The organism is Halomonas sp. PGE1, assembly GCF_013000985.1.
Classification (GTDB): domain Bacteria; phylum Pseudomonadota; class Gammaproteobacteria; order Pseudomonadales; family Halomonadaceae; genus Halomonas; species Halomonas alkalicola.
Window position 1 is genome coordinate 3876971 of record NZ_CP053032.1, and the last position, 12517, is coordinate 3889487.

12 protein-coding genes are annotated in these 12517 nt (G+C 64.0%); all 12 read right to left on the bottom strand.

Annotated elements, in window-relative coordinates; translation table 11 throughout:
* Nucleotides 1–10 precede the first annotated feature (10 nt).
* Nucleotides 11–343 (bottom strand): 50S ribosomal protein L22, encoded by a 333-nt coding sequence (gene rplV, locus HIR79_RS18170; protein ID WP_010626471.1) that lies wholly within the window; start codon nucleotides 341–343, stop codon nucleotides 11–13.
* An 18-nt stretch (nucleotides 344–361) separates the two neighbouring features.
* On the bottom strand, nucleotides 362–637 hold the full coding sequence (gene rpsS, locus HIR79_RS18175) for a 30S ribosomal protein S19 (protein WP_009098993.1): 276 nt from the start codon (nucleotides 635–637) through the stop codon (nucleotides 362–364).
* 22 nt (nucleotides 638–659) lie between these two features.
* On the bottom strand, nucleotides 660–1487 hold the full coding sequence (rplB, locus tag HIR79_RS18180) for a 50S ribosomal protein L2 (protein ID WP_119022611.1): 828 nt from the start codon (nucleotides 1485–1487) through the stop codon (nucleotides 660–662).
* Nucleotides 1488–1504: 17 nt separating this feature from the next.
* Nucleotides 1505–1801 carry a 50S ribosomal protein L23 gene (gene rplW, locus HIR79_RS18185; RefSeq protein WP_110070670.1) on the bottom strand — a complete coding sequence of 99 codons (297 nt, stop codon included), beginning with the start codon at nucleotides 1799–1801 and terminating at the stop codon, nucleotides 1505–1507.
* Nucleotides 1798–2403 (bottom strand): 50S ribosomal protein L4, encoded by a 606-nt coding sequence (gene rplD / locus HIR79_RS18190; RefSeq protein ID WP_169959408.1) that lies wholly within the window; start codon nucleotides 2401–2403, stop codon nucleotides 1798–1800. The genes rplW and rplD overlap by 4 nt, the downstream gene beginning before the upstream one ends.
* Before the next feature lie 14 nt (nucleotides 2404–2417).
* Complete coding sequence (gene rplC / locus HIR79_RS18195; protein WP_119022613.1) at nucleotides 2418–3056, bottom strand: 50S ribosomal protein L3; 639 nt, start codon at nucleotides 3054–3056, stop codon at nucleotides 2418–2420.
* Between the two features lie 162 nt (nucleotides 3057–3218).
* Entirely contained in the window at nucleotides 3219–3530 is a 312-nt protein-coding gene (rpsJ, locus tag HIR79_RS18200) for a 30S ribosomal protein S10 (RefSeq protein WP_021819602.1), read from the bottom strand.
* A 161-nt stretch (nucleotides 3531–3691) separates the two neighbouring features.
* Nucleotides 3692–4885 (bottom strand): elongation factor Tu, encoded by a 1194-nt coding sequence (gene tuf, locus HIR79_RS18205; protein ID WP_169959409.1) that lies wholly within the window; start codon nucleotides 4883–4885, stop codon nucleotides 3692–3694.
* A 29-nt stretch (nucleotides 4886–4914) separates the two neighbouring features.
* A complete protein-coding gene (gene fusA / locus HIR79_RS18210; protein ID WP_169959410.1) occupies nucleotides 4915–7035 on the bottom strand; it encodes an elongation factor G in 2121 nt (706 codons plus the stop codon).
* Nucleotides 7036–7133: 98 nt separating this feature from the next.
* Nucleotides 7134–7604, bottom strand: a complete 471-nt coding sequence (rpsG, locus tag HIR79_RS18215) for a 30S ribosomal protein S7 (RefSeq protein ID WP_110070665.1) — start codon at nucleotides 7602–7604, stop codon at nucleotides 7134–7136.
* A gap of 131 nt (nucleotides 7605–7735) precedes the next feature.
* Nucleotides 7736–8110 carry a 30S ribosomal protein S12 gene (rpsL, locus tag HIR79_RS18220; protein WP_110070664.1) on the bottom strand — a complete coding sequence of 125 codons (375 nt, stop codon included), beginning with the start codon at nucleotides 8108–8110 and terminating at the stop codon, nucleotides 7736–7738.
* A gap of 158 nt (nucleotides 8111–8268) precedes the next feature.
* The gene (gene rpoC, locus HIR79_RS18225) at nucleotides 8269–12489 is read right to left on the bottom strand and encodes a DNA-directed RNA polymerase subunit beta' (RefSeq protein ID WP_169959411.1); all 4221 of its coding nucleotides are present in this window, start codon (nucleotides 12487–12489) and stop codon (nucleotides 8269–8271) included.
* Between the last annotated feature and the right edge of the window lie 28 nt (nucleotides 12490–12517).

Here is a 12517-nt window from a genome sequence, read left to right on the forward strand (position 1 = left end):
TGGTCGACTCCTACTTCTCGGCTACCTTGACGGTGATGTGGCAGGTGCGCTTCAAGATACGATCCGCGCGGCCCTTGGCACGCGGCTTGATACGCTTGAGCGTCATGCCCTCATCGACGCAGATGGTCGAGACACGCAGCTCGTCGATATCCATGCCGTTGTTTTCTTCCGCATTCGCGATGGCGGACTGCAGCACCTTCTTGACCAGCTTGGCAGCCTTCTTCGGTGAGAAGGTCAGCAGGTCGAGCGCCTCGGCGACCGGCTTACCGCGCACCTGGTCAGCCACCAAACGGGCCTTCTGGGCGGATAAACGAGCGCCACGCAGCTTAGCTGTGACTTCCATCTCTCAATCCTCTCTGGCTTACCGTTTGGCTTTCTTGTCCGCCGCATGACCGCGATAGGTGCGGGTAGCAGCGAATTCGCCCAGCTTGTGGCCAACCATTTCCTCGGAGACATGCACCGGGACGTGCTGGCGACCGTTATGGACTGCAATGGTGAGCCCGACCATGTTGGGCAGGATCATGGAACGACGCGACCAGGTCTTGATCGGTTTACGGTCGTTCTTCTCCACTGCAGCCTCAACCTTCTTCAGCAGATGAAGGTCAATAAAGGGACCTTTCTTCAGTGAACGTGGCACAGCCGTTACCTCTTAAAGTGTGTTACTTGGCCTTGCGGCGACGAACGATCAGCTTGTCGGTGCGCTTGTTCTTGCGGGTCTTGTGGCCCTTGGTGGGGATACCCCACGGAGTCACCGGGTGACGACCACCGCTGGTGCGGCCTTCGCCGCCGCCATGCGGGTGATCCACCGGGTTCATGGCCACACCGCGAACGGTCGGACGCACACCTCTCCAGCGCTTCGCACCGGCCTTGCCAAGCTGACGCAGGCTGTGCTCGGAGTTGCTCACTTCGCCCAGGGTCGCGCGGCACTCGCTCAGCACCTTGCGCATCTCGCCGGAGCGCAGACGCAGGGTGGCGTAGTTGCCGTCACGGGCGACCAGCTGGGCGCTGGTGCCGGCGCTGCGAGCGATCTGAGCGCCCTTGCCAGGCTTCAGTTCGACGCAATGCACGGTGGAACCCAGCGGGACGTTACGCAGCGGCAGAGCATTGCCCTGCTTGATGGCCGCGTTCACGCCGGACTCGAGACGGTCACCCGCCTTCACGCCCTTGGGCGCGATGATGTAGCGACGCTCGCCGTCCAGGTACTTCAGCAGCGCGATGTGAGCGCTACGGTTCGGATCGTACTCGAGGCGCTCGACGATGGCCGGAACGCCATCCTTGGTGCGCTTGAAGTCGATGATCCGGTAGTGCTGACGGTGCCCACCGCCCACGTGACGGGTGGTGATGCGACCGTTGTTGTTACGACCGCCACTGCGCGACTGCTTCTCGAGCAGGGGCGCGTAGGGCTTGCCCTTGTGCAGGTCTTCACCAACGATCTTGACGACGTGGCGACGGCCGGCGGATGTGGGTTTGGTCTTGACGATTGCCATTGTCCGTACTCCTGCCCTTATTCGGCGCCAGAGAAGTCTTCAAGGGTCTCGCCGGCGGCCAGCGTAACGTAGGCCTTGCGATACCCCTTGCGGTGACCCAGACCGTGCGCGGTGCGCTTGGTCTTGCCCTTGACGTTCAGCGTCTGAACGCGGTCGACCTTCTTGCCGAACAGAGCCTCGACGGCCTTCTTGATCTCGGGCTTGGTCGCGTCGCTGGCCACCTTGAACACGTACTGGTTGCGTTCGGCAGCCATGGCGGCCTTCTCGGTCACGTGCGGACCCAGCAGGACCTTGAATACACGCTCCTGGTTCATGCCAGCTTCTCCTCGAATTTGCGCAGGGCGGAGACGGTGACCAGCACCTTGTCGAAGGCGACCAGGCTCACCGGGTCGGCGGCAGCCACGTCCACCACATCCACGTTGGGAATGTTGCGGGCAGCCAGGTAGAGCTTCTCGTCGACTTCCTCGGTGACGATCAGCACCTTCTCCAGACCCAGCTCTTCGAGCTTGGCGACCAGCTGCTTGGTCTTGGGCGCTTCGACGGAGATCTCCTCCACGGCCACCAGACGCTCCTGGCGAACCAGCTCGGAGAGGATGGAGCGCATCGCCGCGCGGTACATCTTGCGGTTGACCTTCTGGCTGTGGTCCTGAGGACGCGCCGCGAAGGTCACGCCGCCGCTGCGCCACAGCGGAGAGCGGATGGTGCCGGCGCGAGCGCGACCGGTGCCCTTCTGACGCCACGGCTTCTTACCGCCACCACGCACGTCGGAACGGTTCTTCTGAGCGCGAGTGCCCTGACGACCACCGGCCAGATAGGCGGTGACGACCTGGTGCACGAGCGCTTCATTGAATTCTTTGCCAAAGGTGGCGTCGGACACTTCGACGGTGCCGGCGCCGGCAGCAAGATTCAGATTCATCGGTGATTTCCCCTTCAGCCAGCTTTCACGGCGCTGCGCACGACGACGTCACTACCGGTGGCACCGGGCACGGCGCCCTTGACCAGCAGCAGGTTACGTTCGGCATCGACACGCACGACTTCGAGGCTCTGGACGGTACAACGGACGTTGCCCATCTGGCCGGCCATCTTCTTGCCCTTGAACACGCGGCCCGGCGTCTGACACATGCCGATGGAGCCCGGTGCGCGGTGGGACAGGGAGTTGCCGTGGCTGTTGTCCTGGGTGCGGAAGTTCCAGCGCTTGATGGCGCCCTGGAAGCCCTTGCCCTTGGAGGTGCCGGTCACGTCGATCTTCTGACCAGCTTCGAAGAGGGATACGGTGAGTTCGCCGCCCACTTCCGGAGCTTCTTCGCCTGCAGCCAGGCGGAACTCCATCAGCGAACGACCGGCCTCCACACCTGCCTTGGCGTACTGACCCGCCTGGGCTTTGGTGAGGTGCTTGGCCTTGCGAGAACCGGCTGTCACCTGAATCGCCGCGTAGCCGTCGGACTCGACGGTCTTGACGCGAGTGATGCGGTTGGGTGCAACCTCGATCACGGTTACGGGCACAGAAGCGCCATCCTCGGTAAAGACGCGGGTCATCCCGGCCTTCTTACCGACTAAACCGATAGTCATACTCAGTCTCCTTTAGTGTACGGGGCTATCACCCGCTATGGCTGCCCTTTCCAGAGCATTCCACTAGCACGTTGTATGGCGCCTCACGGCGCGGCGGCTGCTGCTCATGCCCGCTTTTGTGCAGAGGCGATGAGCGCTGGGCCGCGAGTGTCTAGTGTGGAATCAGTCGAGCTTGATCTGCACGTCCACGCCGGCGGCGAGGTCGAGCTTCATCAGGGCATCAACGGTCTTTTCCGTGGGCTCGACGATGTCGAGCACACGCTTGTGAGTACGAATCTCGTACTGGTCGCGCGCGTCCTTGTTGACGTGCGGCGAGATCAGCACGGTGTACCGCTCGCGGTTGGTCGGCAGGGGGATCGGACCACGAACCTGGGCGCCGGTACGCTTGGCGGTCTCAACGATCTCCGCGGCGGACTGGTCGATCAGGCGATGGTCGAAGGCCTTCAACCGAATGCGAATCTTCTGGTTCTGCATTAGCCCTTAACTCCAATGGATCTCGACGGCGCGAGCCGTCTACCCACGCATTCAAAGGATGCGCATTATAGGTGCGCCGCGGATGAGTGTCAAACACTCTCCGCGGTGCGCAGAAAGGGGGCCCCGCGAGGAGCCCCCTTCGATCATCGAGAAGCCGAGGCTTACTGGACGATCTTGGCCACGACGCCGGCGCCGACGGTGCGGCCGCCTTCACGGATGGCGAAGCGCAGACCTTCGTCCATGGCGATCGGGGCGATCAGGGTGATGACCATCTTGACGTTGTCGCCCGGCATCACCATCTCGACGCCTTCCGGCAGCTCACAGGTACCGGTGACATCGGTGGTACGGAAGTAGAACTGCGGACGGTAGCCCTTGAAGAAGGGAGTGTGACGACCACCCTCTTCCTTGGACAGCACGTAGACTTCGGCTTCGAAGACAGTGTGCGGCTTGATGGAGCCCGGCTTGGCCAGCACCTGGCCACGCTCGACCTCGTCACGCTTGGTGCCGCGCAGCAGGGCGCCGACGTTCTCACCGGCACGACCTTCGTCGAGCAGCTTGCGGAACATCTCGACACCGGTAACGGTGGTCTTGGTGGTGTCCTTGATACCGACGATCTCGATCTCTTCGCCGGCCTTGACGATGCCGCGCTCGATACGACCGGTCACCACGGTGCCGCGGCCGGAGATGGAGAAGACGTCCTCGATCGGCATCAGGAACGGCTGGTCGATGGCACGCTCCGGCTCCGGGATGTACTCGTCCAGGGCCTTGATCAGGTTGGCAACGGCGGTGGTGCCCATGCCGTTCTCGTCTTCACCGTTCAGCGCCATCAGGGCGGAGCCGGTGATGATCGGGGTGTCGTCGCCCGGGAAGTCGTACTCGTTCAGCAGCTCGCGAACTTCCATCTCGACCAGCTCGAGCAGCTCTTCGTCGTCGACCATGTCGGCCTTGTTCAGGAACACGACGATGTACGGAACGCCAACCTGACGGGACAGCAGGATGTGCTCGCGGGTCTGCGGCATGGGGCCGTCAGCGGCGGAACAGACCAGGATAGCGCCGTCCATCTGGGCAGCACCGGTGATCATGTTCTTGACGTAGTCGGCGTGACCCGGGCAGTCGACGTGCGCGTAGTGACGCACTTCGGACTGGTACTCCACGTGAGAGGTGGCGATGGTGATGCCGCGCTCACGCTCTTCCGGGGCGTTGTCGATGGAGTCGAATGCACGCCATTCGCCACCGAACACCTCGGCGGAGACGCGAGTCAGGGCCGCAGTCAGAGTGGTCTTGCCGTGGTCGACGTGACCGATGGTGCCGACGTTGACGTGCGGTTTGGAACGCTCAAATTTTTCCTTAGCCACTGCTATAACCTCTTTACGTTAGCTAACGGTTACCCGTTTTGGTTGATGACGGCTTCAACGACGCTGGACGGCGCCTCTTCGTAATCCGCAAACTCCATGACGTAGCTTGCGCGGCCCTGGGTCTGAGAACGCAGATCGGTCGCGTAACCGAACATCTCAGCCAACGGAACCCGAGCGCGGATGATCTTGCCCATGGACGAGTCATCCATACCCTGCACCAGACCGCGACGGCGGTTCAGGTCGCCCATGACGTCACCCATGTAATCCTCGGGGGTCACGACCTCGACCTTCATCACCGGCTCCAGCAGCACGGCCTTGGCCTTCTTGGCGCCTTCCTTGACGGCCATGGACGAAGCGACCTTGAACGCGGTCTCGTTGGAGTCCACGTCGTGGTAGGAACCATCGTACAGCGTAACCTTGACGTCGATCATCGGATAGCCCGCGATGACACCGTTCTGCAGCTGCTCGTAGGCCCCTTTCTCGACGGCCGGCACGTATTCCTTGGGAACCACGCCGCCGACGATCTCGGAGGCGAATTTGAAGTGCAGGTCTTCATCTTCGCCCTTGTCTTCCTTGGTGAGCGGCTCGATGCGCAGCCAGACGTGGCCGTACTGGCCGCGACCGCCGGACTGACGCACGAACTTGCCTTCCTGCTCCACCGTGCCGCGAATGGTCTCGCGGTAGGCGACCTGCGGTTTGCCGATGTTGGCCTCGACCTTGAACTCGCGACGCATGCGGTCGACGATGATGTCGAGGTGCAGCTCGCCCATGCCGGAGATGATGGTCTGACCGGTCTCTTCGTCGGTCTTGACGCGGAAGGAGGGGTCTTCCTGGGCCAGCTTGCCCAGCGCCACGCCCATCTTCTCCTGGTCGGCCTTGGACTTCGGCTCCACGGCGACCGAGATCACCGGATCCGGGAACTCCATGCGCTCCAGGATAATCTTGTGCTCCTGGTCGCACAGGGTGTCACCGGTGGTGACGTCCTTGAGGCCGATACAGGCGGCGATGTCGCCGGCGCGCACTTCCTTGATCTCCTCGCGGGAGTTGGCGTGCATCTGGACGATACGGCCGACGCGCTCCTTCTTCGACTTCACGGAGTTGAAGACGCTGTCGCCCGAGTTCAGCACGCCTGAATAGACGCGGATGAAGGTCAGGGTACCGACGAAGGGGTCGGTGGCGATCTTGAACGCCAGGGCGGCGAAGGGCGCGGCGTCGTCGGCCTCGCGGGTCGCGACGGTGCCGTGCTTGTCGTCCAGCTCACCCTCGATGGCCTTGACCTCGGTGGGAGACGGCAGGTACTCGACCACCGCGTCCAGCACCGCCTGCACGCCCTTGTTCTTGAACGCCGAGCCGCAGGTGACCAGCACGATCTCGTTGCTCAGGGTGCGACGACGCAGGCCGGCCTTGATCTCTTCCTTGGTCAGCTCACCGCCTTCCAGGTACTTGTCCATCAGCTCGTCGGACGCCTCGGCGGCGGCCTCGACCATCTGCTCACGGAACTCTTCGGCCTTGGCCTGAAGCTCGGCGGGGATGTCGACCAGCTCGTAGGAGGTACCGAGGTCTTCCTCGTTCCACTTGATGGCCTTCATCTCGATCAGGTCGATGACGCCCTGGAACTCTTCCTCGGTGCCCCAGTTGATCTGGATCGGCACGGCGTTGGCGCCCAGGCGATCCTTGAGCTGGTCGACCACCATGAAGAAGTCGGCACCGGTGCGGTCCATCTTGTTGACGAACACCATGCGCGGCACTTCGTACTTGTTGGCCTGACGCCACACGGTCTCGGTCTGCGGCTGAACGCCGGAAGAGCCGCACAGCACCACGACGGCACCGTCGAGTACCCGCAGGGAACGCTCCACCTCGATGGTGAAGTCCACGTGCCCAGGGGTGTCGATGATGTTGATGCGGTGCTCATCGAACTGGTGGTTCATGCCCTTCCAGAAGGTGGTCACGGCAGCGGAGGTGATGGTGATGCCCCGCTCCTGCTCCTGCTCCATCCAGTCGGTGGTGGAGGCGCCTTCGTGAGTCTCGCCCAGCTTGTGGTTGACACCGGTGTAGAACAGCACGCGCTCGGTCGTGGTGGTCTTGCCGGCATCGACGTGAGCGACGATACCCAGGTTGCGGTAGCGGTTAAGTGGAGTCTTGCGAGCCACGGTGGAACTCCCCGTTGGTTGGCGATGCGTTTAAAGGCACTGCGCTGGCGAGCGCAGCACGTCCCCGACGGGGAGGCGCTGCGCCCACCACGCCGCACTCAGAAGCGGTAGTGCGAGAAAGCCTTGTTGGCTTCCGCCATGCGGTGCACGTCTTCACGCTTCTTGACCGCGGAGCCCTTGCCTTCGGCGGCGTCCAGCATCTCGCCGGCGAGGCGCTGCACCATGGTCTTCTCGCCACGGCGGCGAGCGGCGTCCACCAGCCAGCGCATGGCCAGCGCCTGGCGACGGGACGGACGGACCTCCACGGGCACCTGATAGGTCGCGCCGCCGACGCGACGGGACTTCACTTCGACCATCGGCTGGATGGTTTCCAACGCCTTGTCGAAGATCTCCAGCGGGTCTTCATTACTACGCTCGGCAACCCTGTCCAGCGCACCGTAGACGATGCGCTCAGCTACGGACTTCTTCCCGCTGAACATCAGGTGGTTCATGAACTTGGCCAGACGCTCACTTCCGAACTTGGGATCCGGGAGAATCTCGCGTTTCGCCGCAACTCTTCTTCTAGGCATGATAAGCCCTCTGTGGAAGGGTCCTTCAGGTAAACCCGGAACTCCCGCGCGGCCCTGTTGAGCCCGCGACGCCCGACCTTACTCTTATCAGACCGATATCAATTCTGGGTGTCGTTGCGTACCGAGGCCGATCAGGCCTTGGGACGCTTGGCGCCGTACTTGGAACGGCCCTGCTTGCGGTTCTGCACGCCGGAGGTGTCCAGGGCGCCTCGCACGGTGTGATAGCGCACACCGGGAAGGTCCTTGACGCGACCGCCACGGATCAGGACCACGGAGTGCTCCTGGAGGTTGTGGCCTTCACCGCCGATGTAGGAAGAGACCTCGAAACCGTTGGTCAGGCGCACGCGGCAGACCTTACGCAGGGCCGAGTTCGGCTTCTTCGGGGTGGTGGTGTAGACGCGGGTGCAGACGCCGCGCTTCTGCGGACAGGCCTGCAGCGCCGGCACGTCGCTCTTGCTGACGGGGCGCTTGCGCGGCTTGCGCACGAGCTGATTGATCGTTGCCATGGGTAGTAGCTGACTCCAATGGGTTGCCTTGGCCTTTTTCAGCGGGTGCGGGCGCACCCACCCCACTGTTAAAGGCTGCGCATTCTAATAGCTGACCCCATGCCCCGTCAAGACCGGGAGGCCGTCGCCTGGACGGCCCCGCGATCCCGGGGCGCGGGTCAGAGTTCCTCGTCGCCGGAATCCAGCGCGGTGAGCTGGGCGCCCAGCTCCTGCTCGACGTCGTAGGCCGACGGCGCCAGCTGGCGCTCGGTGCCTTCGCGCCGGCGACGACGCTCCTCGTGGTGGGCGAGGCCGGTACCGGCCGGGATCAGGCGTCCCACCACCACGTTCTCCTTCAGGCCGCGCAGGTAGTCGCGCTTGCCGGTCACCGCCGCCTCGGTCAGCACCCGCGTGGTCTCCTGGAAGGAGGCCGCGGAGATGAACGACTCGGTGGCCAGGCTGGCCTTGGTGATACCCAGCAGTACCCGCTGGTACTTGGCCGGGAATTTCTCTTCCTTCTCGAGGCGGGCATTCTGCTCCAGCACCCGCACCAGCTCGACCTGGTCGCCGGGGATGAAGTCGGAATCGCCGGAGTCGGTGATCTCCACCTTGCGCAGCATCTGACGCACGATCACTTCGATGTGCTTGTCGTTGATGCCCACGCCCTGGAGGCGGTAGACCTCCTGGATCTCGGCGGTGATGTACTTGGCCAGCTCAGCCACGCCCAGCAGACGCAGGATGTCATGCGGGTTGCTGGGACCGTCGGAGATCACCTCGCCCTTCTCGACGCTCTCGCCCTCGAAGACCGCGATCTGACGCCACTTCGGGATCAGCGCCTCGAAGGGATCGCCGCCGCCTTCCGGAGTGATCGTCAGACGACGCTTGCCCTTGGTCTCCTTGCCGAAGCTGATCACGCCGCTGATCTCGGCGAGGATCGCCGGCTCCTTCGGCCTGCGCGCCTCGAACAGGTCGGCCACGCGGGGCAGACCACCGGTGATGTCCTTGTTACCGGACGCCTCCACCGGGATACGTGCGACGATCTCGCCGACGCCGATCCGGGCGCCGTTGTCGGCGGTGACGATGGCCTTGCCGGGCAGCAGGTACTGCACCGGCGTGTCGGACCCGGAGAGGGTGACCGGCTTGCCGGCGTCGTCGCTGAGCAGGATCATCGGGCGCTTGTCGCGGCCGGCCATGGGGCGCGCCGCCGACTCGATCACCTCGATGGAGGAGAGGCCGGTCATCTCGTCCACGCTGCGGTGGATGGTCAGGCCCTCGTCCATGTCGGCGTACTGCACGGTACCCTCGGCCTCGGCGACGATGGGGTGGGTATGCGGATCCCACTTGGCCACCACCTGGCCGGCCTCGACGGGGTCGCCGTCCTTGACGGAGAGCTCGGCGCCGTAGGGCAGCTTGTAGTACTCGCGCTCGCGGCCGTGGTCGTCGGCGACGGCCAGGGCGCTGGAGCGGGAGACCACCACCAGCTTGCCGTCGGCACGCTCCACGTACTTGATGTTGTGCAGGCGCACGCGGCCACCGTGCTTGACCTGGACGCTGTCCACCGCGGAGGCACGGGAAGCCGCGCCGCCGATGTGGAAGGTCCGCATGGTCAGCTGGGTGCCCGGCTCACCGATCGACTGGGCGGCAATGACGCCCACCGCCTCGCCGATGTTGACCTGATGGCCGCGCGCCAGGTCGCGACCGTAGCACGAGGAGCAGACGCCGTGAGCGGTCTGACAGCTGATGGCGCTGCGCACCACGATCTCGTCGACGCCCATGGTGTCGAGTTCGGCACACCACTTCTCGTCGAGCAGGGTGCCACGCGGAATCAGCACCTCCTCGGTGGCCGGATCGATGACGTCCTTGGCGACCACGCGGCCGAGGACCCGCTGGGCCAGGGAGACGATGATGTCGCCGCCCTCGATCACCGGGTGCAGGGTCAGACCCTCCTCGGTGCCACAGTCGATCTCGGTGATCACCATGTCCTGGGCCACGTCCACCAGACGACGGGTCAGGTAACCGGAGTTGGCGGTCTTGAGTGCCGTATCCGCCAGACCCTTACGCGCGCCGTGGGTCGAGATGAAGTACTGCAGTACGTTCAGGCCTTCACGGAAGTTGGCGACGATCGGCGTCTCGATGATGGAGCCGTCCGGCTTGGCCATCAGGCCACGCATGCCCGCCAGCTGGCGGATCTGGGCGGCACTACCCCGCGCGCCCGAGTCGGCCATGATGAAGACGCTGTTGAAGGAGTCCTGCTCGACCTCGTTGCCGTGACGGTCGACCACGGTCTCCTTGGAGATGCCGACCATCATCGCCTTGGCCACCTTGTCGTTGGCCTTGGACCAGATGTCGATCACCTTGTTGTACTTCTCGCCGGCGGTGACGAGACCGGAGGAGAACTGGTCCTCGATCTCCTTCACCTCCTCCTCGGCGGCCTCGACGATCTCGGCCTTGGCGTCCGGGATGACGAAGTCGTTGACGCCGATGGAGGCGCCGGACCAGGTGGCCAGGCGGAAGCCGGTGTACATCAGCTGGTCGGCAAAGATGACGGTCGGCTTGAGGCCGGCACGACGGTACACCTCGTTGAGCAGCGCCGAGATCGCCTTCTTCTTCATCGGCTGGTCGATCAGCGCGAAGGGCACGCCCTCCGGCAGGATGCGGAACAGCAGCGCACGACCCACGGTGGTGTCATACAGGCGGCGATGACGGCTGCGCTCGCCGGTCTCCTCGTCGACGTCCACCTCGTCCAGGCGGACCTTGACGCGGGCATGCAGCGCGACGTTCTGGGTACCGAAGGCGCGCTCCACCTCGTCGAGGTTGGCAAACACCATGCCCTCGCCCTTGGCGTTGATCTTCTCGCGGGTCATGTAATACAGACCCAGCACCACGTCCTGGGACGGCACGATGATCGGCTCGCCGTTGGCCGGCGACAGCACGTTGTTGGTGGCCATCATCAGCGCACGGGCCTCGAGCTGGGCTTCCAGGGTCAGCGGTACGTGCACCGCCATCTGGTCACCGTCGAAGTCGGCGTTGTAGGCGGCACACACCAGCGGGTGCAGCTGGATCGCCTTGCCCTCGATCAGCAGCGGCTCGAAGGCCTGGATGCCGAGGCGGTGCAGGGTCGGGGCGCGGTTGAGCAGCACCGGATGCTCGCGGATGACGTCGGCGAGGATGTCCCACACCTCGGGCAGCTCGCGCTCGACCATCTTCTTGGCGGCCTTGATCGTGGACGCATGGCCCAGCGACTGCAGCTTGGAGTAGATGAACGGCTTGAACAGCTCCAGGGCCATCTTCTTGGGCAGGCCGCACTGGTGCAGGCGCAGGGTCGGGCCCACGGTGATGACCGAGCGGCCGGAGTAGTCGACGCGCTTGCCCAGCAGGTTCTGACGGAAGCGACCCTGCTTGCCCTTGATCATGTCGGCCAGGGACTTCAGCGGGCGCTTGTTGGAGCCGGTGATGGCGCGGCCGCGGCGGCCGTTGTCCAGCAGGGCGTCCACTGCCTCCTGCAGCATGCGCTTCTCGTTGCGCACGATGATGTCCGGCGCATTGAGGTCGAGCAGCCGCTTGAGGCGGTTGTTGCGGTTGATCACACGACGGTAGAGGTCGTTGAGGTCGGAGGTCGCGAAGCGGCCACCGTCCAGCGGCACCAGCGGACGCAGGTCCGGCGGCAGCACCGGCAGCACCTCCATGACCATCCACGCCGGCGCATTGCCGGAGTTGTAGAAGGCCTCGAGCAGCTTCAGCCGCTTGGAGAGCTTCTTGATCTTGGTCTCGGAGTTGGTCTGGGGGATCTCCTCGCGCAGGCGATCGATCTCCTCGGCCAGGTCGATGTCCTTGAGCAGCGCCTGAATCGCCTCGGCACCCATGCGGGCGTCGAAGTCGTCACCGAACTCCTCGAGGGCCTCGAAGTACTGCTCGTCGTTGAGCAGCTGGCCGCGCTCGAGGGTGGTCATGCCCGGATCGATCACCACGAAGCTCTCGAAGTAGAGCACGCGCTCGATGTCGCGCAGGGTCATGTCCAGGAACATGCCGATGCGCGACGGCAGCGACTTCAGGAACCAGATGTGCGCGACCGGGCTTGCCAGCTCGATGTGGCCCATGCGCTCGCGGCGCACGGCGGCCTTGGTGACCTCCACGCCGCACTTCTCGCAGATGATCCCGCGATGCTTCATGCGCTTGTACTTGCCGCACAGACACTCGTAGTCCTTCACCGGGCCAAAGATCTTGGCGCAGAACAGGCCATCACGCTCCGGCTTGAAGGTCCGGTAGTTGATGGTCTCCGGCTTCTTCACCTCGCCGTAGGACCAGGAGCGGATCATGTCCGGAGACGCCAGGGTAATCTTGATCGCGTCGAACTCTTCGGACTGAGACTGCGATTTGAGGACTTTCACCAAATCTTTCATGGGGTCGGCTCCGCTGCGGAGTTGTCAT